Source organism: uncultured Maricaulis sp., from assembly GCF_963976135.1.
Taxonomy (GTDB): Bacteria; Pseudomonadota; Alphaproteobacteria; order Caulobacterales; family Maricaulaceae; genus Maricaulis.
This window is the reverse complement of record NZ_CAXBKN010000049.1, coordinates 1-22,386: the sequence shown is the minus strand read 5'-3', so window position 1 is coordinate 22,386 and position 22,386 is coordinate 1. Positions and strand designations below refer to the sequence as shown.

General features: G+C 63.1%; 21 protein-coding genes and 1 pseudogene. 11 read left to right on the top strand and 11 right to left on the bottom strand.

What is annotated here, in order from left to right; genetic code table 11:
• Both AAC023_RS08365 and AAC023_RS08360 read left to right on the top strand, forming a co-directional pair.
• Window positions 1–201, top strand: a pseudogene (locus tag AAC023_RS08365) (sulfite exporter TauE/SafE family protein); the annotation flags it as partial.
• Window positions 202–204: 3 nt separating this feature from the next.
• Entirely contained in the window at window positions 205–783 is a 579-nt protein-coding gene (locus tag AAC023_RS08360; protein WP_339740084.1) for a GNAT family protein, read from the top strand.
• Between the two features lie 25 nt (window positions 784–808).
• Here the strand turns inward: AAC023_RS08360 and tadA are convergent, their stop codons facing one another.
• Entirely contained in the window at window positions 809–1,291 is a 483-nt protein-coding gene (gene tadA, locus AAC023_RS08355) for a tRNA adenosine(34) deaminase TadA (RefSeq protein ID WP_339740082.1), read from the bottom strand.
• A 37-nt stretch (window positions 1,292–1,328) separates the two neighbouring features.
• Here tadA and AAC023_RS08350 point away from each other — a divergent pair, with 37 nt between their 5' ends.
• The 3 genes from AAC023_RS08350 (at window position 1,329) to AAC023_RS08340 (ending at window position 4,304) form a co-directional block, all read left to right on the top strand.
• On the top strand, window positions 1,329–2,483 hold the full coding sequence (locus tag AAC023_RS08350) for a pseudouridine synthase (protein ID WP_339740080.1): 1,155 nt from the start codon (window positions 1,329–1,331) through the stop codon (window positions 2,481–2,483).
• Between the two features lie 3 nt (window positions 2,484–2,486).
• On the top strand, window positions 2,487–3,050 hold the full coding sequence (rsmD, locus tag AAC023_RS08345) for a 16S rRNA (guanine(966)-N(2))-methyltransferase RsmD (RefSeq protein ID WP_339740078.1): 564 nt from the start codon (window positions 2,487–2,489) through the stop codon (window positions 3,048–3,050).
• Between the two features lie 123 nt (window positions 3,051–3,173).
• Window positions 3,174–4,304: a hypothetical protein gene (locus AAC023_RS08340; protein WP_339740076.1), complete on the top strand. Its 1,131-nt coding sequence runs from the start codon at window positions 3,174–3,176 to the stop codon at window positions 4,302–4,304.
• A gap of 47 nt (window positions 4,305–4,351) precedes the next feature.
• Here the strand turns inward: AAC023_RS08340 and mutL are convergent, their stop codons facing one another.
• The 6 genes from mutL to AAC023_RS08310 all read right to left on the bottom strand — a co-directional run bounded on the left by mutL (window position 4,352) and on the right by AAC023_RS08310 (window position 12,035).
• A complete protein-coding gene (mutL, locus tag AAC023_RS08335) occupies window positions 4,352–6,220 on the bottom strand; it encodes a DNA mismatch repair endonuclease MutL (protein WP_339740074.1) in 1,869 nt (622 codons plus the stop codon).
• Between the two features lie 54 nt (window positions 6,221–6,274).
• Window positions 6,275–6,817, bottom strand: a complete 543-nt coding sequence (locus AAC023_RS08330) for a DUF3035 domain-containing protein (RefSeq protein ID WP_339740072.1) — start codon at window positions 6,815–6,817, stop codon at window positions 6,275–6,277.
• A 72-nt stretch (window positions 6,818–6,889) separates the two neighbouring features.
• Window positions 6,890–7,492 carry a signal peptidase II gene (gene lspA / locus AAC023_RS08325; protein ID WP_339740070.1) on the bottom strand — a complete coding sequence of 201 codons (603 nt, stop codon included), beginning with the start codon at window positions 7,490–7,492 and terminating at the stop codon, window positions 6,890–6,892.
• Window positions 7,485–10,457, bottom strand: coding sequence for an isoleucine--tRNA ligase (ileS, locus tag AAC023_RS08320; protein ID WP_339740068.1), 2,973 nt, complete (start codon window positions 10,455–10,457; stop codon window positions 7,485–7,487). The genes lspA and ileS overlap by 8 nt, the downstream gene beginning before the upstream one ends.
• Before the next feature lie 183 nt (window positions 10,458–10,640).
• Window positions 10,641–11,585: a bifunctional riboflavin kinase/FAD synthetase gene (locus AAC023_RS08315; RefSeq protein WP_339740066.1), complete on the bottom strand. Its 945-nt coding sequence runs from the start codon at window positions 11,583–11,585 to the stop codon at window positions 10,641–10,643.
• Between the two features lie 6 nt (window positions 11,586–11,591).
• Window positions 11,592–12,035, bottom strand: coding sequence for a MaoC family dehydratase (locus AAC023_RS08310; RefSeq protein WP_339740064.1), 444 nt, complete (start codon window positions 12,033–12,035; stop codon window positions 11,592–11,594).
• Between the two features lie 119 nt (window positions 12,036–12,154).
• On the opposite strand from AAC023_RS08310, the gene AAC023_RS08305 reads away from it, so the two are divergent.
• Together AAC023_RS08305 and AAC023_RS08300 are read left to right on the top strand one after the other, a co-directional pair.
• Entirely contained in the window at window positions 12,155–12,541 is a 387-nt protein-coding gene (locus tag AAC023_RS08305; RefSeq protein ID WP_091769648.1) for a response regulator, read from the top strand.
• A gap of 51 nt (window positions 12,542–12,592) precedes the next feature.
• Window positions 12,593–13,291: a protein phosphatase CheZ gene (locus AAC023_RS08300; protein WP_339740061.1), complete on the top strand. Its 699-nt coding sequence runs from the start codon at window positions 12,593–12,595 to the stop codon at window positions 13,289–13,291.
• Between the two features lie 36 nt (window positions 13,292–13,327).
• Here the strand turns inward: AAC023_RS08300 and AAC023_RS08295 are convergent, their stop codons facing one another.
• From AAC023_RS08295 to AAC023_RS08285, 3 genes are all read right to left on the bottom strand, one after another.
• Window positions 13,328–14,182, bottom strand: a complete 855-nt coding sequence (locus AAC023_RS08295; protein ID WP_339740059.1) for a TIGR01459 family HAD-type hydrolase — start codon at window positions 14,180–14,182, stop codon at window positions 13,328–13,330.
• 45 nt (window positions 14,183–14,227) lie between these two features.
• Window positions 14,228–15,433, bottom strand: a complete 1,206-nt coding sequence (locus AAC023_RS08290) for an EAL domain-containing protein (RefSeq protein ID WP_339740057.1) — start codon at window positions 15,431–15,433, stop codon at window positions 14,228–14,230.
• A gap of 186 nt (window positions 15,434–15,619) precedes the next feature.
• On the bottom strand, window positions 15,620–16,291 hold the full coding sequence (locus AAC023_RS08285) for an OmpA family protein (protein WP_339740055.1): 672 nt from the start codon (window positions 16,289–16,291) through the stop codon (window positions 15,620–15,622).
• Between the two features lie 272 nt (window positions 16,292–16,563).
• Between AAC023_RS08285 and groES the strand changes: the two genes are divergently transcribed.
• Together groES and groL are read left to right on the top strand one after the other, a co-directional pair.
• Window positions 16,564–16,854, top strand: a complete 291-nt coding sequence (gene groES, locus AAC023_RS08280) for a co-chaperone GroES (protein ID WP_339740053.1) — start codon at window positions 16,564–16,566, stop codon at window positions 16,852–16,854.
• A gap of 50 nt (window positions 16,855–16,904) precedes the next feature.
• Window positions 16,905–18,554, top strand: a complete 1,650-nt coding sequence (gene groL / locus AAC023_RS08275; protein WP_339740051.1) for a chaperonin GroEL — start codon at window positions 16,905–16,907, stop codon at window positions 18,552–18,554.
• A 108-nt stretch (window positions 18,555–18,662) separates the two neighbouring features.
• Here the strand turns inward: groL and AAC023_RS08270 are convergent, their stop codons facing one another.
• A complete protein-coding gene (locus AAC023_RS08270; RefSeq protein ID WP_339740049.1) occupies window positions 18,663–19,133 on the bottom strand; it encodes an Lrp/AsnC family transcriptional regulator in 471 nt (156 codons plus the stop codon).
• A 108-nt stretch (window positions 19,134–19,241) separates the two neighbouring features.
• Between AAC023_RS08270 and AAC023_RS08265 the strand changes: the two genes are divergently transcribed.
• Together AAC023_RS08265 and AAC023_RS08260 are read left to right on the top strand one after the other, a co-directional pair.
• Window positions 19,242–20,354 carry a serine hydrolase domain-containing protein gene (locus AAC023_RS08265; RefSeq protein WP_339740047.1) on the top strand — a complete coding sequence of 371 codons (1,113 nt, stop codon included), beginning with the start codon at window positions 19,242–19,244 and terminating at the stop codon, window positions 20,352–20,354.
• Window positions 20,355–20,440: 86 nt separating this feature from the next.
• Window positions 20,441–22,384 (top strand): S9 family peptidase, encoded by a 1,944-nt coding sequence (locus AAC023_RS08260; protein WP_339740045.1) that lies wholly within the window; start codon window positions 20,441–20,443, stop codon window positions 22,382–22,384.
• The last annotated feature ends 2 nt before the right edge of the window (window positions 22,385–22,386 follow it).

Below are 22,386 nucleotides of genomic sequence, written 5' to 3'. Positions count from 1 at the left end.
CCGGCCATGGCTGCCGGTGCCCTGCCGCAAACCCACTGGTTACTGATCGCAGGCCCGCTGGCCATCATCGGCACCACGCTGGGCGCACGGCTGCTCGAGGTAATGAGCGATGTGCAATTCCGTAACTGGACGAAATGGATCGTGACAGGGATTGGCGCGATCTATGTGCTACGCGGAGCGCTTCTTCTGACCGGGATATGAGCCATGCAGATCGAGCCACGCATTCTGGAAAATGACATCGTCCGGCTGGAGCCGCTTGGCGGGGCGCATCGCGAGCAATTGCGGCCGCTGGCGGCGGAGGCCGAGCTGTGGGCGCTGACCTCGATCCGTGGCGACGGCCCCCATTTCGATGCCTGGTTCGATCTGATGCTGGCCGGCCAGGCCCGCGGCGACCAGATCTCGCACCTGGTGCGGCGCCAGGCCGATGGCGCGGCGCTGGGCCATAGCGCCTATCTGGGGATCACACCGGACCACAGGCGCCTTGAGGTCGGCTGGACCTGGTATTGCGCCGAAGCGCGCGGCGGCAAGGTCAATCCGGCCTGCAAACATCTTCTGCTCGGCCATGCCTTCGATGCCGGTGCCGAGCGGGTCGAGCTGAAGACCCATCACAAAAACCTGCGCTCACAGAATGCGATGCTGAAAATGGGCGCGACGAAGGAAGGCACGCTGCGCCATCACCTGCTGTGCTGGACCGGCGAGTGGCGGGATTCGGTCTACTTCTCGATGCTCAGGGATGAGTGGCCGGCAGCCCGGGCCGGGCTCGAGGCACGCCTTGCGGCCTGAGAGACAGGCCGGCGGCCGGGCGCGGTCAAGCCCCGTCGCTCTTCGCTTTTCGGCGCGCCCGGAAAAAGCCGCGCAGAAGCTGCGCACTTTCTTCGGCGAGGATGCCGGATGTGACCTGTGGCCGTGAATGACAGGTCGGCTGTTCGAAGAAGCGCGGACCGTGGGCCACGGCGCCGCCCTTGGCGTCTTCGGCACCATAAACCAGCCGGCCGATGCGCGCATGGGAGATGGCGCCGGCGCACATGGCGCACGGCTCCAGCGTCACAAACAGCTCCAGCCCGGGAAGGCGATAATTGCCCAGCTTGGCCCCTGCAGCGCGCAGGGCGAGTATTTCTGCGTGCCCGGTTGGATCATGACCGGCAATCGGGCTATTATGCGCGCTCGCGATGATCTCGTCCGTGGCCGGATCGACGATGATTGCACCGATTGGCGTTTCGCCGGCTTGTGCTGCCGATTGCGCCAGGCGTAGTGCCGCCTCCATAAACCCGGTATCTCGCGACGTTGTCATGGCGGCGGCGTAGAGCGCCAATGGGAAAGGGTCAAGCTTGACCGACGCAGTCCAGAGCGGCGAACGCATCGCCAAATACCTTGCCCGTGCCGGCGTCGCCTCGCGGCGCGAGATCGAGCGCATGATCGAGGGCGGCCGCGTCAAGGTCGATGGCAAGACGCTCGACACCCCGGCCTTCAAGGTGACCGGACAGGAAGTCATCATTGTCGATGGCATCACGGTCGAGACACCGGAGGCCACGCGTCTCTGGCTCTATCACAAGCCCGCCGGCCTGGTGACGACACATAGCGACCCGGAAGGGCGTGAGACGGTATTCGACAAATTGCCGAAGGAAATCGGACGTGTGATCTCGATCGGCCGGCTCGATCTGACGTCGGAAGGCCTGCTTCTGCTGACCAATGACGGCGCCCTCGCCCGTGCCCTGGAATTGCCTTCCACCGGCTGGACGCGGCGCTATCGCGCCCGCGCCTTCGGCACGATCGACAATGCAGCCATTGCCAAGCTACAGGCCGGCATCACGGTCGAGGGCATCAAATACGGCCCGATGGAAGTGGAAGTCGAGCGCGAGACCGGCTCGAATATCTGGCTGACCATCGGCATCAAGGAAGGCAAGAATCGCGAGGTTCGCCGCGCCCTCGATGCCGTCGGCCTGCGCGTCAACCGGCTGATCCGGATCGCCTATGGCCCGTTCCAGCTCGGCACAATCGACCGCGGCGAGGTCAAGTCCGTTGCCTCGCGCGTGCTCAAGGACCAGTGCGGGCATCTGATGGAAGCCGGACATGTGTTCGAGGAGCTCGCCGCTGCCAGCAGCCGCCCCGCCAAACGCCCGGCCAAGCGCACCATGGGCGGCGCAGGCCAGCCCGGCTTTGCCAAACCGGTCCAGTATCTGGAAGATTCGAAAAACCGCGGCCCACGCAACCGTCCGGATGACAAGCGTCCCGGTTCCAGACGGCCCGATGCCAAACGTGACGGAGCGAAACGCGCGGACCCGCGTGGTGGCCCGGCCGAGTCGGCCGAAGCGAAGCGGGGCGAAGGCCGCAAATTTGCCGGCAAGCCACCAGCAGGCAAAAGCCCCGGCGGCAAGCCGAAGGCCGGTTTCCAGCTGGCCGGCAAAAATCGCGGCGCGGCCGGCAAACCGGTGGGCAGTCCCGGCAGGCCCGGTGCCGACCGCAAGCCCAGAGGGCGGAGCTAGATCATGAGAATTGTCGGCGGTCTCTATAAGGGCCGAACCATTATTGCGCCCAAGGGCCGCACCACGCGCCCGACATCGGACCGCGCCCGCGAAGCGATCTTCAACGTGCTCGACCATGCTGAATGGGCCCCGCCACTGGTGGGTGCCCGCGTGCTCGACCTGTTCGCCGGCTCCGGCGGACTGGGGCTGGAAGCCCTGTCCCGCGGCGCGGCCTTCTGCCTTTTCGTGGATAGCGAGACGGCCGCCCGCACCGCGATCCATGAGAATATCCAGACGCTCAAACTCTTTTCCCAGACCAGCCTGCACCGCAAGGATGCCACCGCGATGGGCTCAAGACCCGCCGCCATGGCCGAGCCCTTCGATCTGGTCTTCATCGATCCGCCCTATGGCAGCGGGTTGGGCGAAAAGGCGCTGGCCAAATTGCTGACCGGCAATTGGGTTTCTCAAGATGCCGTCGCAATGCTGGAAGTCGGGATTGAGGAAAAGCCGGAAACGCCCGGCTGGATCCTGGCCAATGAGCGCGAATATGGCGCCGCCAAGGTGATGTTCCTCGAACGCGATAACTGAACCGCGAGGAATCCATTCGGATTTCATCGGCGGGCATTAACCGTAAATTCGAGTTTGGGCTGTATTCTCTGTGGGATAGCATTTTCGCTGGACCATGCGCGGCTGAGCCTCACGATGACAGGCATGCAACAACTCAGGGGCCTTCATCGCATCGCCCAGACCGCGGCCTCGGCCCGCGTGCTGAATCTGCACGAACTCGCCACCGCCAATGCCGCCAATCCGGAACACGCTGCCTTGCCGCTATTCAGCTGCCGGCGCCTGAATGAGGCGATCCTGCTGAAACACGCCCTGCGCGCCCAGGACCGTCCCTATGTGCTCACGCCGCGCGCGACGGCGACCAAGATCGTTTTCCCGATCAGCAAGTCCGACCTCAAGCTCGGCGGCTACAGCCTCTTCATCGAACAGCCCAATCTCGAGGCCGCCTTCCGCGAGGCAATGGGCGCGAACACGCCGATCGAGAACATCAATCGGGACATTGAATTGCTGCGCGAGATCGCACGTCTGCCGTCACTCGACCCCTATCTATTGCGCGATGTCGCGCAAGGTCTGGGCCGCAAGATTGCCGATTGCTATTTCAATATCTCGCCGCGGGATATTCGCGCCGTCCGAAACTTCCTGCATCATGATATGCGCGCCCTGGTCGAGCGGGCCAATGACGGCGCCGGTTTCGATACCGACCTGACGGCCGAGCGCCTGAGCCGGCTGATGATGGAGAATGCCGCCAGCCCGTCGCTCGCGCCCTTGCGCAAGGCCCTCAGATTCGGCACCGAGGATTTCGAGCTCTCCATGAAGGGCTGGAAGGGCGTGCTGTATTACAAATGGTGCTATGCGCGCCTCCTGCAGGGTTTCCCGGCCGTGGCGACACGGATGGCGAGCATGCGGCTTAACCGGCCGCGCCATGAGGACAAGGTCTATCTCTACGGGCTGGTGCGGCGCATCCTGCAGCAAATCGACGAGAATTTCGGGTCAGTCAAAGTCCATATCATTGGCTATGACGCCGCCTTCAAGGCCCTGATTGACGAGAATGACCCCATCCCCTTCCAGGACTTCCTGCGTTCGGCCAGCCGGTCCTTCGCCGAGATCGGACGCGCCATCGGCGAGATTTCCCATGCCTGCGATTTCTGGAACTACCGGCAGGGGCAGGACGCCGAGGCGCGGATCGATGTCGATATTGCGCATGAGCTTGTCGGTGAACTGGCCCACGCCCTGGGGCTGAGCTATGACGAGCCCTCCGCCATGAAGCGCCGCGCCTAGGGCGCAGCCGAAGCCCGGCACCGGCCGGCCTGCATCAGGCAACGCCCCTATCGCCGCCCGAACAAGCGCTCGATATCCGCCAGCTTCAGCTCGACATAGGTCGGACGGCCGTGATTGCACTGGCCGGAATGCGGTGTCGCTTCCATCTCGCGCAGCAGCGCATTCATCTCCTCGCCATTCAGACGCCGCCCGGCGCGGACCGAACCATGGCAAGCCATGGTGCCAACGACATCTTCGAGCTTTTCCTTCAGCGAGAGCGCCTGGTCATATTCGGCGAGGTCATCCGCGAGATCGCGGATCAGGCCCTGGACATTGAGTTTCCTGAGCAGGGCCGGTGTTTCGCGCACGGCGATTGAACCGGCCCCGAAGCTCTCGATCACCAGACCCAGTTCGGCCAGTTCATGGCTGCGATCGAGCAGGCGCTGGGCTTCGGATTCCTCGAGATCGACAATTTCCGGCACCAGCAGGCGCTGGCGCTGCACACCGGTCTCGGCCAGCATGGTCTTCATCCGCTCATAGACCAGCCGCTCATGGGCGGCGTGCTGGTCGACGATGACGATACCGTCGGCGGTCTGGGCGATGACATAGGTTTCGTGCAATTGCGCCCGCGCCGTGCCCAGCGGCCAGTCCGGCGCCGGGGCCTGCGGCGCAGCCTCCATGCCTTCGGCAAAGCCCGATGCGGGGTCCGGCGTCTCATCGCGTTCGATCCGCGCCGACATGCCCGGCTCGAACACGCCCGGCTGATGCGGTTCGGGCATGCGGCCCCACAGGGCCGAATGGGGCGAGGCCTGGTATTGGAGGCCCTGAGGCGGCCGATAGCCCTCGGGCCTCACCGCACCAAGAGCGTGGCCGGCAACCGTCGTGGAGGCCCGGTGACCGGCCCCGGCGAGCGCATGGCGCAGCGCGCCGACGATCAGCCCGCGCACCAGTCCGGCGTCGCGAAAGCGCACCTCGGCCTTGGCCGGGTGGACATTGACGTCGACCTGGCTGGTCGGCAGTTCAACATTGAGCGCAACGACCGGATGGCGGTCACGGGCCAGAAAATCCTGATAGGCACCGCGCACGGCGCCGCCGAGCAGCTTGTCGCGGACCGGACGGCCATTGACGAACAGATATTGGTGCATCGCATTGCCGCGTGAATAGGTCGGCAGGCTGGCAAAGCCGGATACCCTCACGCCCTCGCGCACCTGATCGACCTCCAGCGCATTGGCACCGAAATCGGCACCGATGACCGCCGTCATCCGCGCCTTGTGCGCCTCGGCATCATCGCCGCTCTCGGCAGCAATCGACAGGCGCTTGCGCCCGTCCTGCACGAGGAAGAAGCCGACATCAGGCCGCGACATGGCCAGGCGTTTGACGACATCGGAAATGCCGAGATTTTCAGCGCGCTCGCTCTTGAGAAATTTCAGCCGGGCCGGCGTCGCATAGAAAAGGTCGCGCACCTCGATGCGCGTGCCCGGGCGTCCAAGCGGGGCGATGGGGGCGACCTCACTGGCCTTGCCGCCCTCGACGCTGACCGACCAGGCATCCCCGGCCCCGCGCGCCTGGCTGATAATGGACAGACGGGCGATCGAGCCGATCGAGGGCAGTGCCTCGCCGCGAAAACCCATGGTGGCGATGTTGAGCAGATCGTCCTGGCCGTCCTCACCGAGGGGGAGTTTTGAGGTGGCGTGGCGCTCGATGCACAAGCCCAGCTCCTCGGCGCTCATGCCCTTGCCATTATCGTCGATCAGCAGGCGCGCAAGGCCGCCGCTGTCCGCGACGATATCGATCCGGGTGGCACCGGCATCGAGCGCGTTCTCGACCAGTTCCTTGACCACGGAGGCCGGCCGTTCGACCACCTCGCCGGCGGCGATGCGATTGACGGTCTGCGCGGGCAGGCGGCGGATAATGGGCTGGGTCATGGTCAAAGACATAGGGCCAACCTTTCGGCTGGCCCTGAGTCGGTCAAGTGTGCAGCGATGCTGCGATCAGAGGCCGGGCAGTTTCGGCAGCAACCGGCGATCATGTTCGATCTCGACATTGCCACCACCGGTGACGTTCAGGATCGATTCCTGACGCGCCGCCTCGGCCGCTGAATCGAGCGGTGTCGCATCGACAGGCGGGACGTATTCGCCATCGCGCCAGAACAGGACCTGGTCAGCAAAGCTGCGGGTCTTGTGCACGACGCCGGCGGTTTCGCCATCAATGATCGAGCGGATGAATGGATCGGCCGCGCCGCCGCCGGCATGGGCAACCAGCAGGGCCTCGGCATCGCTGCCCTGGAACTCACCCTGGGAACCAAGCAGGGCCGCGCGGGCCATCTGGTCGGGGTAGATCTCTTCCGGCCGCGGCGCGCCGGGACGCGGCGGGCGCAGATTGAATTCGGGCGGCACGCTGAGCGGCGCGATGGTGACGGTACGGAACTCGTCCGGCGTAACCTTCCCACCACCAAAGCCTTGCTCGACAGCGGCACAACCCGTCAGGGCGAAAGAGGCCGCAGCAGCGGCAATAAGTAGGGATGGCAAACGCATATGGACTTAGCTCCAGTCATTCTTCGGATCATATGTAGCGAAGAGTCTCACCGATCTCCAGCCCTCAGACCATTACATCTTGGTGGGACGCTTTTCCCGGTCGAAAACGAAAACATCCAGCAGGATCGCCGCGACCCCCAGATTGATGCCGACATCGGCGATATTGAACACCCAGGGAAACATCATGCCGGAGAAATTCAGGAAGTCGGCGACCGCGCCATAGAGCGCCCGGTCGATCGCATTGCCCAGAGCGCCGCCAATGATCAGGCCGAAAGCGATCGCCTGCCAGCGCCGCACGGCCTTGAACGGCCCCAGCGATAACAGGCCGGCGATCAGCGCCATGGCGACAATCACCGAGAAACCGACCAGCAGGAAGCGGCCGAGCATGCCGTCCGCCCCGAGCAGGCCGAAGCTGACGCCCTTATTCCACACCATGGTGAGGTCAAAGAAAGACGAGATTTCGATATGGCCGCACGTATTGACCATGCCGGACCGGGCCAGCGCGTCGGCGCGCTGGAAATCCAGGCAACCGGGCGGCGAAAAGGCCAGGCGGTCCAGCACCAGCCATTTGCTGAGCTGGTCGAGCACCAGCACGGTGCCCGCCAGGATCAGGCCCAGGCGGGCATCGGCGGTGACGCGGATCGCCGCAAGGACGCCCTTCAGGCGATCAAGCATTCATCGCATCCCAGTGAGCGACAGCTTCGGCATCGCGCGGGCTGAGATCCGGATAGCGGCCATCGGCGCCAATCTCGGTCGAATATTTCCACGAGCGCGCGCATTTGCGACCGACAGCGCGGCCGGGGATGACAACAATATCGGCGACATCCTCAAGCCGGAATCCGGCCTCCGGAGCCTCGCCATCGATCAGGTACGCCTGGCTGGTGATGCCGATTTCGGCCAGGTATTCATCGACATCGCCATCGGCCTCGGCCGCCAGGGCAGCGCGATAGGACGGGTCCGTGACAAAGACTTGCGGTGCGGCCTCGAGGCTGGAACCGATGCGCTTTTCGCGGCGCTCGACTTCCAGTGCCCCGTTCACGACCCGGCGCAGGCGGCGAATGGTCTGCCAGCGCTCGGCACGGCTGCCATCATGCCAGTCGGCCGGCGTGTGCGGGAAGGTGCGCAAATGCACACTGTCCGTGTCCGAGGGATGCAGGCCGAGCCAGACCTCTTCCATGGTGAAGGGCATGATCGGTGCCAGCCAGGCTGTCAAACGGTCGATCACTTCATTCATCACCGTCCGCGCGGCGCGCCGGCGCAGGGCGTCGGGGCGGTCGCAATACAGCGCATCCTTGCGGACATCGAGATAGAAGGCCGACAGGTCGACGACGCAGAAATTGAACAGGGCCGAATAGACTTTCTTGAAATCATAGGCGGCATAGCCCTCGCGCACGATGCCATCGAGTTCATGCAGCCGGTGCAGTACCCAGCGCTCCAGCGATGGCATCTGATGGTGCGGCACGGTCTCCGACTCCCCGAAACCATCGAGGGCGCCGAGCACATAGCGCATCGTATTGCGCAGCTTGCGATAGGCATCGACGCTGGTCTGGAGGATTTCGTCGGAGATGCGCAGATCGTCGGTATAGTCCTGGCCGGCGGCCCACAGACGCAGGATCTCGACGCCATATTTCTTGGCGACATCGTCCGGCGCGACGACATTGCCGAGCGATTTGGACATTTTGCGGCCATCGCCGGCCATCACGAACCCATGGGTGAGCACCCCATCATAGGGCGCACGGCCGCGCGTGCCGCAGCTTTCAAGCAGGGAAGACTGGAACCAGCCGCGATGCTGGTCGGAGCCCTCCAGATAGAGATCGGCGGGCCATTTCAGGTCCGGGCGCGGCTCCAGCGCAAAGGCGTGGGTACACCCGCTGTCGAACCAGACATCGAGAATGTCGGTGACCTTCTCGAAGGCCTCCGGATCATACTCCTCACCGAGGAATTCAGCCGCCGGGCGTTCGAACCAGGCATCCGCCCCGTCCTCCTCAACGGCCTTGATGATCCGGGCATGGACCTTGGGATCATTGAGAACGCGCTTGGTGCCCGCCTCGACAAACAGGGTCAGCGGCACGCCCCAGGCGCGCTGGCGCGAGACCAGCCAGTCCGGCCGGCCCTCGACCATGGCGCGAATGCGGTTCTGTGCCACTTTCGGCGTCCACTCCGTATCGCCGATCGCTTTCAGCGCGACGTCACGCAAGGAGCGGCCATCCTGCATCGGCCGGTCGATGGCGACGAACCATTGCGGTGTGTTGCGGAAGATGACCGGTGCCTTCGAGCGCCAGGAATGCGGATAGGAATGCTCCAGGCGGCCACGCGCCAGCAGCCGGCCCTGGGCGATGAGGGCATCCATCACCGCCTTGTTGGCCGGACCGTCCTGGCCCTGTTTCTTGCCGTCGACCCGGATGATGTGCAGGCCGCCAAACAGCGGGATATTGTCGTAGAAGGCACCGTCCTCCCCCACCGTCTGCGGCACAGGCATGTTGCGGTCATGCCATTCCGGATGCGCCATCCAGGCGACATAGTCCTCGGCGCCATGGCCCGGCGCGGTATGGACAAAGCCGGTCCCGGTCTCGTCGGTCACGTGGTCGGCGGCGAGCAATGGCACGCCATAGCTCCAGTATTTGTCGGCGTCGGCGAGCGGATGGGCGCAAACCAGGCCTTCCGGATTGACGGACATGATCCGGTCCGCGCGGGTGATTTTCGCGGCGGCGGCGGTCTCTTCCCACAGATTATCGGCGACGATCAACCGGTCACCCGGCATCGCCCAGGGCTGGAAATCGCTCTCGCCCATCGCCGTGACTTCATACAGGCCATAGCTGATATCGGGGGAATAGCAGATCGCGCGATTGGCCGGGATGGTCCAGGGCGTCGTCGTCCAGATCACGACCTGGGCGCCGATACACGGTGACGGGATGGCCGAACCGTCCTTGCGCAGACCGCGCAGCGGGAAGCGGACATGGATCGTGGTCGAGACCTTGTCGTGATACTCGACTTCGGCCTCAGCCAGCGCGGTCTGCTCGACCGGTGACCACATCACCGGGGCCGAGCCGCAATAGACCAGGCCCTGCTTCACGAAGCTGAGGAATTCACGCACGATCGCCGCTTCGGATTCATAGGCCATGGTGGTGTAGGGATCATTCCAGTCACCGACACCGCCGAGACGCTTGAACTCCTCGCGCTGGACATCGATCCAGCCTGCGGCATAGGCGCGGCATTCGGCGCGGAATTCCTTGGTCGGCACGTCATTCTTGTTCCGGCCCTTGGAGCGGTAGAATTGCTCGACCTTCCATTCGATCGGCAGGCCATGACAATCCCAGCCCGGACGATAGGGCGCATCGAACCCGGCCATCTGGCGGGAGCGCACCACGAAATCCTTCAGGATCTTGTTCATGCCGGTGCCGATATGGATGTGCCCATTGGCATAGGGCGGACCATCATGCAGCACGAAGCGGGTCTGCTTGCTGCTCTGCTCACGCAGGCGGCGATAGAGGTCCAGCTTGTCCCAGCGTTCGAGCCAGAGCGGCTCCTGCGCCGGCAGGCCGGCGCGCATCGGGAAATCGGTCTTGGGCAGGAACAGGGTCTGGCGATAGTCGCGGCTATCGGCGGTGTCGGTTCCGGTATCAGCGGGCTTATCCGTCATCGGATCAGGTCCTTGCGGTCAGTATCGTGGAAAGATCTGGAGGAGAGGCAGTCTCCCGGAACCGCGCGGGATCAATCCCGGCGGCCCGGGCCGCTAATTCGCCGGACAAGCGACGCCCCAGACGGCTCCGCAGCAGATATCTTCAATCGGAAACAAACCATGCTCCGCATATATCCGAGCCCGTCAGGCCGGTCCAGCCACACGCTTCAGCACGTCGCGGGCACGGGCGGCGTCGAGCGCGATTTGCGCCTTGAGCGCATCGAGACCGTCAAAGCGGTGTTCGGCGCGCAAATGGTCATGGAATTCCACCGCCAGTTCGCGGCCATACAGGTCGCCCTCAAAGTCCAGCAAGTGAACTTCCAGCACTTCCGTGACGCCATCGACCGTCGGCCGCTTGCCGATATTGGCCACGGCAGGGCGAACGGCCGGCTCGCCATCAATCCCGACCAGGACGGCATAGACGCCATAGGCCGGGCGGACATAATCGCCCATATCGATATTGGCCGTCGGGAAACCGATGGTGCGGCCGCGCTGATTGCCCTGGACGACCACGCCATCAACCGCCCAGCGGGCGCCCAGCAATTCGGCGGCAGCCTGCATATTGCCATCATGGATCGCCTTGCGGATTCGCGTCGAGGAGACCTTGTCGGAGCCATTGCCGGTCAATTCGGCAAAACTGGAGCGAATGCCCCGCGCCGTGCATAACTGCGCCAGCTCAACGGTCGAACCGGCCCGGCCCGCGCCGAAACGGAAATCGGAGCCGGTGACGATACCGCCAATGCCGAGCCCGTCGGCCAGAACCGTCTGCACGAAAATCTCCGGTGTCATCTGCGCCATTGCCGCGTCAAATTCGAGGATATGCAATTGCGCAACCCCGAGCGCGTCCAGCGTCGCATCGCGCCGTGCCGGGCTCATCAGGCGGAAGGCACGCGCTTCCGGCGCGAAATAGCGTCGCGGGTGTGGCTCGAACAGGGCAACGCCAAGCTTGGCGCCTTCATCTTCGGCCAGGCGGCGCGCAATATCGAGCACGGCGCGATGGCCCAGATGCACGCCGTCGAAATTCCCCAGCGCAACGACGGCGCCGCGCTGGTCCGGCCCGAGCCGGTCATATCCATGGAAAGTCCGCATCAAGACCTATTCTACCGGCTTGCGGCGCCGCTTGCGCACCATGACTTCTGCCTCGGCCTGCATCGCGACCTTGCCGTCGACAGTGCAGACGCAATCCATCACCAGGCGACGGGCCTTGATGTCGATCTCCTTGACCGTGACCCTGGTGAGCACTTCATCGCCGATCCGCACCGGCTGGAAGAAGCGCATATTCAGCGCGAGGAAGATTGCGCCCGGTCCGGGCAACTGGTTCCCGAGCACGCCGGAAATGTGGGAGGCGACCAGGGCGCCATGCACAATCCGTCCGCGGAACGGGGTCGAACGGGCGTAATCCTCGTCCATATGGACAGGGTTATAATCGCCGGAGACCTTCGCAAACTGGTCCAGATCGGCTTCCACAACGACTCGTGCTGCTTCCGCAGACTGGCCGATTTGCATGTCTTCCAAGGCGATTCCAACGATTTCAGCCATGAGTCTCTCCGTCTCTTCGCACGCTTTAACCGATTTTTATCCGCAGTTGTCTAGGGTCATTGGTGAAGACAGCGGAACAAGCTGTCCCAGGAAACACGCCGAGTGGATGGAGACTTAGCATGGCTGTCGATATGACAATGTCGATCCTGGTCGTGGACGACTACAAAACCATGATCAGAATCATACGCAACCTGCTCAAGCAGATTGGGTTCGAGAATGTAGATGATGCCGCAGACGGGCAGGAAGCATTCGCGAAAATGCAGGAAAACAAATACGGGCTGGTCATATCCGACTGGAACATGGAACCGATGACGGGCTATGAGCTTCTGCAGAAGGTTCGCGCAGATGAGGGCATGAAAGCCACGCCCTTCATCATGGTGACCGCAGAATCCAAAACCGAGAATGTTGTGGCCGCGAAACGCGCCGGCGTGAACAACTATATCGTGAAGCCCTTCAATGCCGGCACTTTGAAATCGAAGATGTCCGCTGTTCTTGGTGACTTCTAGGCCTTGGCCTCGACGACCCGTTGTATGAACCTGTTGAGCAAGGAGGGCCCCATGCCCGCCGCCAATGTCGCCGCGCAAGTCCGCACATCGCTCGCCTCGCTGAAGGCTGGCGATCTGCAAGGTGCGCAGATCATGGAAGTTCTGAAGCTGGCCCACCAGCTGACAGATACGATGAAGCTGTTTTTCAGCTCCCTCGACCAGTCGATCTGCCAGGAATTCAATTATATTGCCGAATACATCTCGCGCACACGCAATGAGATTGCCGCCCTGCGGCCCAATGACATCAAGACCGAACGCATCCCGACAGCCGGGGCCGAGCTTGAAGCGGTCGTTGGTGACACAGAGAAGGCGACCGAGACGATCATGTCGGCCGCCGAGGACGTCTTGTGTGATGATAGCGAGGATTTCGAGGCTTATCGCGCCAATGTCGAAGCACGCATGATGACCATTATCGAGGCCTGCAGCTTTCAGGATCTTGCCGGTCAGCGCGTTTCGAAAGTGGTCAACAGCCTGCGCCATGTCGAGGACCGTGTGGCCCGTTTCGCCGAGGTGATGGGCGTGCGCGATGCCGAATTCGCACCGCAGGAAGAGACCGCAAAAGAAAAGCGCGACCGGGAACAATTGCTCAATGGCCCGGCCATGGGCGGACCAGAGACCAGCCAGGACGATATCGATGCGATGTTCGCAGCGATGGACGCGCCACCGGTCAATGATCTCGACCAGGGTTCCATCGACTCACTGTTTGACTGAGGCCGTGTCATTGGCCGGCAAGCCAATGCGACGGGCCTAGGCCGACCAGACCAGTCTGGACGCCCACCAGCGGGCATGCACGTCATAGCCATCCAGCATGCCAGCGACAGTCTCGGAATCGAGACTGTCGCTGTTCAGGTCTGCGCCATGGATGCCGTCGGCGATAAACAGGGCATCAATTCCGATCCGCACTGCACCGGCAATGTCGGTTTCCGGACCATCGCCAACCGCCAGCACGCGCCGCGGGTCGAAAGCCCGGCCCGAAGCTTCAAGCCGGGCCCGCGCCAGATCATAGATCGGCCGGTGCGGCTTGCCGGCCACGATGCTGCGTCCGCCCATCTGCGTGTAGAGACGCGCGATCGCGCCGGCGCAATAGACCAGGCGCTCGCCGGATTGCACAACAATGTCGGGATTGGCGCAGACCAGATCGAGATCGCGCTCCAGCGCCGCCTCCAGCACCGCGCGATAATCCTCCGGCTTGCCATTCCAGTAATCGTCCGGCCCGGTGCAACTGATGAAGTCCGCCGCCTCGATACCGGTGAATTCGATCGCCAATCCTTCATAGAGTTCGTCATCGCCATCCGGCCCGATCCGCAGGGCGCGGCCAGGCATGCGCACGGCGAGCTCCGTGTGGATGGCATCGCCGGAGGTCACGATCGCATCGACGCTGCCCCCGGGCATGCCCAGCTGGTCAAGATGGGCGGCAAGTCCGCGTGCACGCGCCGGTGAATTGGAGACGAGGCAGACAAAACCACCCGATTGGCGAAAGCGCACCAGGGCATCAAGGGCATCGGGCAGGAGCCGGCGGCCATCGCGGATCACCCCCCAGACATCGCAATACAGGACGTCATAGCGGTCACGAAGCTCGGACAGGGTTGCGGGTTGGATCATGGACGGGTTGAAGCAGCGCGGCCCGGTCAGGTCAACTACTGCCAGCTAGCCAGCCATGCGGATGACATTGCCGGTCTCGTCGAGCGCCTCATCACGCACCGGGCGTGGTTCACCGAACAAATGGCCCTGGCCGAAGGCGACGTCGAGCTCGAGCACCTCGACGACAGTCGCCTCGGTCTCGACCTTGTCGACGATCAGATCAATGCCATGACGGGCGAAGACGCCGGCCATGTCTTCATGCGCAATCGACCCGGCTTCAAGCCCGGCGATCGATTCATAATTGTTGACGGCATCGAGCAGGCGCTGGCCGGCAATCTTGACGAAGCGCACACCGGCGCGCTGCATCTCGTTGAGGTCGAGATCGACATCCGTCACCTGATCAACCGAGAATCGGAAACCGAAATCGACCATGCGCGACATATTGCGGGCCGCGATCGCATTGCGCTCGATGAAGGCACGCTGCGGGATTTCGAAAATCAGGGCACCGGCCAGATCATTATTCTGGCGGATGAAGTCGAGAAAGGACGGGAAGAAGCTCTCATCGGCCAGCGAATTGGGCGAGACATTGCAGAAAATCCCGACGCGGCGATCCTGCTGCGTCAGGCGCCGCAGGATCTGCACGCAACGGAAGAGCAGAAGATTGTCGACCTCCGTCATCAGCCCGGCGCGTTCGGCCACCTCGATGAAGACGCTCGGTGCCAGCACACGGCCGGCCGCATCGCGCAGCCGCGTGAAACTCTCATAGAACATGATCCGCCGCTGCGGCAGGGTGACAATGGGCTGAAGGTAGAGATCGACGCGATTGGCCTGCAGGGCTTCACGCACCACATCAATGCTCACCGTCTTGCCGCTGGCTTCGGCCGGCTGTCCGGCACGGTCGGGGATCGGTTCGCCAACCCGGCGCACCAGATCCTCGAGAACCTTGACCTCATGCACGAAGGCATTATCGCGTTCGACCGCTTCGCAGCGCAGCTCGTCGGTAATTTCATCGAGCCGGCGCTGGGCGGCCTCGAATTCCTCGGCCAGGGCGAGATTGGCCGATTTGAGACCGCGGATCTCCTCTTCGGTGGTCCGGCGTTCATGCGCATGCGTCGCAGCAGAATGCGCCATGCCGGCCACGATGAAGACGATCGCGCCCATCATCCACGCCGTCGCCGTCGACATCAGCCCGAAATATTCGAAGCCGATCGCCGCAACGACCGCAATCATCACATAGGTCAGCAGAATGAGAATGTCTGATGCGCGGGGCATGGGCAGCCTTGTTGAACCGGGTTTGCCGAAAACGAATCGGTGGCAATACCGAACCCTAGGCTGATCCCGCACCGGTTGTCGTTTGGTTAATGAAGGTAAACCCGTGCACGCGCTCGCTTTTGTCCGCAAGAAAAAGGCGGCCCACCCGGAAGTGGACCGCCTTCGTCATTCCAGGCTCAGGCCTGATCAGGAGACGGTGTGCGGACGGATCAGGATTTCCACACGCCGGTTGCGGGCGCGGCCCTCGGCCGTGTCATTGCTGGCAATCGGCGAACGCTCGCCCATGCCGGCAATGTAGAAACGGTCGCGCAACACACCCTGGGAGATCAGATAGCTGCCGACCGACGAGGCGCGCTGCTCGGACAGACGCTGGTTATAGTCGTCAGGCCCGGTCGAATCGGCATGGCCGACCACGTCGACATAAGTGGCGGGATAGCGGTTCAGGACCTCGGAGGCATCATTGAGAATGCGGTAGAAGTCCGGCTTGATCGACGAGGAATTGGTGTCGAAGGTGACATCGCCCGGCATGATCAGCAGGAGATCATTGCCCTGGCGGCGCACGCCGACGCCGCTGTCGGACATGGCTTCGCGCATCGCCGTTTCCTGGCGATCCATATAATTGCCGATTCCGGCCCCGGCGAGACCGCCAATGCCGGCGCCGATCAGGGCGTTGGTCCGGCCTTCCTGGGAATCGGAAGTATTGGTGAGATAGCCCAGCGCCGCGCCCGCGGCGGCGCCGATCAGCGCGCCGCGTCCGGTGTAATTCGGGCGGACTTCGCCGGTATAGGGGTCAGTGGTGGTGCAGGCCGTCATGGCCAGGGCAGCCAGGGTTGTCATCAGCGCAGTACGGATCTTCATCGGTTCGACCTCTCAGCTTAGCGGCCCCGTGGGCCGTCAGAGCGTCCATTAACACAGGCATTGATTAGGAGCGATATCAATCACGCGATGAACGGAAAATGACCGGGGCCGGAGGCGCCGCCGGAATTCCCCCGAACAGCGTACATCGCCGCCCTTGACGCCGTCACATCGACTGCTTATCTGCCCCTCTGTTAGCAGTCGGCGAACGTGAGTGCCAAACACTCTGCCGGGCTGTTTTTGATTTTCTGTCCTCTTGTTGGAGATACGCCAAGATGAGCTTTCGTCCTCTGCACGACCGCGTCCTTGTGAAGCGCCTCGAAGAACAATCCAAATCCAAAGGCGGGATCATCATCCCCGACACCGCCAAGGAAAAGCCCCAGGAAGGCGAAATCGTCGCCGTCGGATCCGGCGCGATCAAGGATGACGGCTCCGTCCGTCCCCTCGACGTCAAGGCCGGCGACCGCATCCTGTTCGGCAAATGGTCCGGCACCGAGGTTACCCTCGACGGCGCCGAGCTGATCATCATGAAAGAATCCGACATCCTGGGTATTGTTGGCGCCTGAGCGGCCGCCCCGATCCCTTCTGACCCACTCTAGCAAACGGAAAAAATCCCATGGCTGCTAAAGACGTACTCTTCGGTTCCGACGCCCGTGAGCGCATGCTGCGCGGTGTCGATATCCTGGCTAACGCCGTCAAAGTGACCCTCGGCCCGAAAGGCCGCAATGTCGTTCTGGAAAAATCCTACGGTGCCCCACGCACCACGAAGGACGGCGTTTCGGTCGCCAAGGAAATCCAGCTCGCCGACAAATTCGAGAATATGGGCGCACAAATGCTGCGCGAAGTGGCCTCGAAGACCAATGACGAAGCCGGTGACGGCACCACGACCGCTACGGTCCTGGCCCAGTCCATCGTCCGCGAAGGCATGAAGTCGGTTGCCGCCGGCATGAACCCGATGGATCTGAAGCGCGGCATCGACAAGGCCGTTGCCCTCGTCGTCGCCGAAATCAAGGCCTCCGCCACCCCGATCAAGGGCCAGGCCGAGATTGCCCAGGTTGGCACCATCTCCGCCAATGGCGCGACTGAAATCGGTGACATGATTGCCCGCGCCATGGAAAAGGTCGGCAATGAAGGCGTCATCACGGTTGAAGAAGCCAAATCCCTCGACACCGAACTCGATGTCGTCGAAGGCATGCAGTTCGACCGCGGTTACCTGTCGCCTTACTTCATCACCAATGCAGAGAAAATGAATGTCGAGCTCGAAGAGCCCTACATCCTGCTGCACGAGAAGAAGCTGACCTCGCTTCAGCCGATGCTGCCAATCCTGGAAACCGTCGTTCAGTCGGGCCGTCCCCTGCTGATCATCGCGGAAGACGTCGAAGGCGAAGCGCTGGCGACCCTCGTGGTCAACAAGCTGCGTGGCGGCCTGAAGATTGCGGCCGTCAAGGCACCGGGCTTCGGCGATCGCCGCAAGTCGATGCTGGAAGACATTGCCATCCTCACCGGTGGCCAGGTCATCTCTGAAGATCTCGGCATCAAGCTCGAAACCGTCACCCTCGACATGCTCGGCACCGCCAAGCGCGTCGGCATCACCAAGGACGATACCACCATCGTTGACGGCGCCGGCGAACGTGCCGCGATCGAAGCCCGGGTCACCCAGATCCGTCGCCAGGTCGAAGACACGACCTCCGATTACGACCGTGAAAAGCTGCAGGAACGTCTGGCCAAGCTGGCCGGCGGTGTTGCCGTGATCAAGGTCGGCGGCGCGACCGAAATGGAAGTGAAAGAGAAGAAGGACCGCGTCGACGACGCCCTCAATGCGACCCGTGCGGCCGTTGAAGAAGGTATCGTTCCAGGCGGCGGCGTTGCGCTGCTGAAAGCCTCTCTGAAGCTTGTCGGCCTGAAGGGCGACAATCCTGACCAGACCCAGGGCATCGCGATCATCTCGCGCGCCCTGCAGTCCCCGATCCGCCAGATCGCCGAAAATTCCGGCGTCGAAGGCTCGATCGTGGTCGGCAAGGTGATGGAAAATGCCTCCCTCACCTTCGGCTTCAATGCCCAGACTGAAGAATATGGCGACATGCTCGAATTCGGCGTGATCGACCCGGCCAAGGTCGTCCGTACCGCTCTGCAGGATGCCGCTTCGGTTGCCTCCCTGCTGATCACCACGGAAGCCGCTGTTGCGGATTCGCCGAAAGAAGAAGGTGCCGGTGGCGGCGGCATGCCGGACATGGGCGGAATGGGCGGCATGGGCGGCATGATGTAATCATGCCGTTCGGCTCACGCTGAACGCACAAGGACAAGGCCGCTCCCGACGGGGGCGGCCTTTTTCTTTGCCCTGCTCTCCTTGCCCTGCACGGGATGCCGCGCAGCCTCAGCCGAGCGGGACGCCCGTGGAGAATTTGTGCGTCGTGAAAACCACCGAGGTCTCATAGCGCTTCACGACCGGATCGCCGAGCAGGGTCGTCTGCGCCCAGGCCTCGAATTCACGCAGATCGGGGGCGTGGACGATGAGGATGAAGTCGACCTCGCCGGCAATGGAATAGCATTGCGTCACCCGCTCGCTCGCAACCATCTCCTCCCGGAAACGCGCATAAGCCCCGGCGCTGTCCTCGGCGAAGATCACCGAGACGACCATGGTCTGCCCCAACGCGTCACGGTCCAGCAATGCAACATCGCCGCAGATAACGCCCTCATTGCGCAGCCGGTCGAGCCGCCGCCGCACCGCCGTCTCCGACAGGTTCACCCGGTGGGCGATCTCCCGGTTCGGCAGACGATTATCCGCCTGGACGACGGCGAGAATGGCGTGGTCGAATGCGTCCAGCATGGCGTATCCTTGTTGCATCACCGCGAAGGTCGGCGAATTTCGCCGCTTAACGCACGAAATTCGCCCATTCCCGGCGGGCGATTACGTCTAGTCTCACACTCCCTCTCAAACAAGCTACGAGTCGCCATGTTTTCCGCCCCGCGTTTTCTGATCGCCGCAGCCACCGCCCTCGCCTCGCTGACAGGTGCCTGCACGGCCCAGCCCGTCGCCCCGGACGATGCTTCCCTGAACAGCCGCATCGCGGCGCGCATTGACGAAACCCTCGCCGAAGGCGTGGCCGGCGCCATTGTGCTGCTGGAGATGGACGGCGAACGCCAGGTGTTCAGCCGCGGTCTCGCCGATCGGGCAACGGGCGAAGCCATGGCGGATGATAATCGGCTGCGCATGGCCAGCGTCGGCAAGCTCTACACGGCGGCGATAATCCACCGGCTAATGCTCGATGGCCAGATCGATCTCGACCGCACGGCGGCCGATTATGTCGAACCCGCCCGCATCGAAGGCATCGCGAATGTGGACATCGCCACCATCCGGCAATTGCTCAACCACACCTCCGGCATACCCGATTATTATGACGACGCGTGGGAGGCGCAGGTCAGCACCATTGCGAGAAACACCGCTGATACGACACTGGACCATATCCGGGGCCGTGAGGCGGATTTCGCGCCCGGCGAAGACTCTGGCTATTCCAACAGCAATTATCAGCTGCTGGGTCTGGTCGCCGAGGCGGTGACCGGGCAGCCGCTCGGAGACTTGATGGACAGCATCATCTTCACACCACTTCAGCTGCAGGCGACCGGCTATAATGTGTATGGCGACCCGCATGACCGCATCCACGGCTATGGCCGCGGCGATGACGCGGATTTCGACACCTTCACCCTGCAGGACAATAACGGTGCCGATGGCGGCGTGCTGGCGACAGCGAATGATGCCGCAACCTTCCTCGACGCACTATTCGCCAGCGATGGCGCCCTGGCCGAGATCGGTGTTTCCATGCTCTCCGACAAGATCGACCGCGGCAATGGCCGCTATCGTGCCCTCGGCCCGACCTATGTCGAACACGAGTCCGGCCTGACCCTCGTGACCCATAGCGGCTATATCGACGGCTATGTCACCACGGTCGTGCGCGTGCTGTCGCCCGACATCACCGTGATCGTGCATCTCAATTGCAGCGAGCCGCAGCTGGCCGGAACATTGGCGCGGGACATGCTCTTCATGCTGGCAGCGGAGGGCGAAGGCTAGGTCCCTCCGGGACGGCCCTTTTCTTTGCTGTCTCCCGCCACGGCGTGCGCTATGATGTGCGCAACAGACATTTTGGGGAGATCAGCATGAAGTATTTCGCAATCAGCGCGGCATTCGCGGCGGCGTTCGGGCTGGCGGCCTGCCAGCCCGCTGACCAGGCGGCCCCCGCAAACATCGAAGCAAGCGCCCCGGCGGTCACGCAATATGATGCCGCCACCTTCTTCATGACGACCAGCTTCGGCATGGCCGACAGCAGCGGGCATGCCTTTGCGGCCTCCGACGGCCGCATCCTGATCTCCTCGGACGAAACCGGTGTCTTCAACGCCTATGCCGTCGATCCGGTCTCGGGCGATCGCGAGGCGCTGACCTCATCGACCACCAGCGCCACCTATGCCGTCAGCTGGTTCCCGAATGATGACCGCGCCCTGGTCACCGCCGATGGCGGCGGCGATGAGCTCAGCCATGTCTATGTGCGCGAACTCGATGGCCGTTTGAGCGATCTGACGCCGGGCGAAAACGTCAAAGCCCAATTCATCGGCTTCTCGCCCGATGGCAGCGATATCTGGATTGCGACCAATGCGCGGGACGCCGCCGCCTTCGATGTCTACCAATACGACACGCTGAGCTATGAAAGCAGCGTTCTGTTCGAGAACAGCGATACTCTGGCCATCAATGCCGTCAGCCCCGATGGCCGCTGGCTCGCCCTGGTGCGCAATCGCACCTCGGCCGACAGCGATATCCTGCTGGTCGATCTGGCCTCGGACGATCGGGAGCCGGTGCTGATCACCGCCCATGAGGGCAATATTGCCTACAGCGCCTATACCTTCACCCCCGACAGCAGCGCCCTGATCTATGCCACCGACGAATTCGGCGAGTTCTCCCAGGCCTGGTCGCATGACCTCGCCACCGGTGAGCGCGCGCCGCTGGTGACCGCCGACTGGGATGTCCAGTTCGTCACCTATTCGCCCTCGGGCCGCTTTCTGGTGACCGGCATCAATGCCGATGCCCGCACCGAGGTCAGCATCACCGATCTGGAGACCGGCGAAGCGCTCGCCCTGCCTGATCTGCCGGCCGGCGATCTCGGCGCGGTCCGCTTCTCGCGCGATGAAGGCTCGATCGCCTTCACCATCAATGCCGCGACCTCACCGTCAAACGTCCATCTCGTCGAACTGGCCAGCCAGGCCCACACCCAGCTCACCCAGGCGCTCAATCCGGCGATCAGCGAGGCCGACATGGTCGATGCCGAAGTGGTGCGCTTTGCCAGTTTCGACGGGGTCGAGATCCCGGGCATCATGTATCGCCCGCACGGTGCCAGCGCCGACAATCCGGTGCCGGCCCTCGTCATGGTTCATGGCGGACCGGGCGGACAGAGCCGGATCGGCTATTCGGCGATGATCCAGCACCTCGTCAATCACGGCTATGCCGTCTACGCCGCCAACAACCGCGGCTCCTCGGGCTATGGCAAAACCTTCTTCCACATGGATGACCGCCGCCATGGCGAGGAAGATCTCAATGACATCGTCGCCGCCGGCGACTATCTGCGCTCGCTCGACTGGGTGCGCCATGACCAGGTCGGCGTCATCGGCGGCTCCTATGGCGGCTTCATGACCGTCGCCGCCCTCGCCTTCCACCCGGACGCCTTCGAGGTCGGAATCGATATTTTCGGCGTCACCAATTGGGAACGCACCCTCGCCTCCATCCCGCCCTGGTGGGAGAGCTTCCGCGAGTCGCTGTATGACGAGATGGGCGATCCGGCCACCGATGCCGAACGCCACCGCGCCATCTCGCCGCTCTTCCATGCCGACACCATCACCAAGCCATTGATGGTCATCCAGGGCGCCAATGATCCGCGCGTGCTGCAGGTGGAGAGCGATGAAATGGTCGCCGCCGTGCGCGCCAATGGTGTGCCGGTCGAATACGTCCTCTTCCCCGATGAAGGCCACGGTTTCCGCGGCCGCGACAATCGCATCACGGCGTCAGAAGCCTATCTCAGCTTCCTGGATACGTATTTGCGCGGCGAAGGCGAATAGGC

Excerpts from the sequence above, each read along its gene's own strand:
- tadA (WP_339740082.1), bottom strand. The coding sequence starts at position 1,291 with ATGACAACGTCGCGAGATACCGGGTTTATGGAGGCGGCACTACGCCTG.
- rsmD (WP_339740078.1), top strand. The coding sequence starts at position 2,487 with ATGAGAATTGTCGGCGGTCTCTATAAGGGCCGAACCATTATTGCGCCC.
- AAC023_RS08295 (WP_339740059.1), bottom strand. The coding sequence starts at position 14,182 with ATGATCCAACCCGCAACCCTGTCCGAGCTTCGTGACCGCTATGACGTC.
- AAC023_RS08300 (WP_339740061.1), top strand. The coding sequence starts at position 12,593 with ATGCCCGCCGCCAATGTCGCCGCGCAAGTCCGCACATCGCTCGCCTCG.
- lspA (WP_339740070.1), bottom strand. The coding sequence starts at position 7,492 with ATGCTTGATCGCCTGAAGGGCGTCCTTGCGGCGATCCGCGTCACCGCC.
- groES (WP_339740053.1), top strand. The coding sequence starts at position 16,564 with ATGAGCTTTCGTCCTCTGCACGACCGCGTCCTTGTGAAGCGCCTCGAA.
- AAC023_RS08310 (WP_339740064.1), bottom strand. The coding sequence starts at position 12,035 with ATGGCTGAAATCGTTGGAATCGCCTTGGAAGACATGCAAATCGGCCAG.
- ileS (WP_339740068.1), bottom strand. The coding sequence starts at position 10,457 with ATGACGGATAAGCCCGCTGATACCGGAACCGACACCGCCGATAGCCGC.
- AAC023_RS08265 (WP_339740047.1), top strand. The coding sequence starts at position 19,242 with ATGTTTTCCGCCCCGCGTTTTCTGATCGCCGCAGCCACCGCCCTCGCC.
- AAC023_RS08290 (WP_339740057.1), bottom strand. The coding sequence starts at position 15,433 with ATGCCCCGCGCATCAGACATTCTCATTCTGCTGACCTATGTGATGATT.
- AAC023_RS08285 (WP_339740055.1), bottom strand. The coding sequence starts at position 16,291 with ATGAAGATCCGTACTGCGCTGATGACAACCCTGGCTGCCCTGGCCATG.
- AAC023_RS08270 (WP_339740049.1), bottom strand. The coding sequence starts at position 19,133 with ATGCAACAAGGATACGCCATGCTGGACGCATTCGACCACGCCATTCTC.
- groL (WP_339740051.1), top strand. The coding sequence starts at position 16,905 with ATGGCTGCTAAAGACGTACTCTTCGGTTCCGACGCCCGTGAGCGCATG.
- AAC023_RS08260 (WP_339740045.1), top strand. The coding sequence starts at position 20,441 with ATGAAGTATTTCGCAATCAGCGCGGCATTCGCGGCGGCGTTCGGGCTG.
- AAC023_RS08330 (WP_339740072.1), bottom strand. The coding sequence starts at position 6,817 with ATGCGTTTGCCATCCCTACTTATTGCCGCTGCTGCGGCCTCTTTCGCC.
- mutL (WP_339740074.1), bottom strand. The coding sequence starts at position 6,220 with ATGTCTTTGACCATGACCCAGCCCATTATCCGCCGCCTGCCCGCGCAG.
- AAC023_RS08305 (WP_091769648.1), top strand. The coding sequence starts at position 12,155 with ATGGCTGTCGATATGACAATGTCGATCCTGGTCGTGGACGACTACAAA.
- AAC023_RS08340 (WP_339740076.1), top strand. The coding sequence starts at position 3,174 with ATGCAACAACTCAGGGGCCTTCATCGCATCGCCCAGACCGCGGCCTCG.
- AAC023_RS08360 (WP_339740084.1), top strand. The coding sequence starts at position 205 with ATGCAGATCGAGCCACGCATTCTGGAAAATGACATCGTCCGGCTGGAG.
- AAC023_RS08315 (WP_339740066.1), bottom strand. The coding sequence starts at position 11,585 with ATGCGGACTTTCCATGGATATGACCGGCTCGGGCCGGACCAGCGCGGC.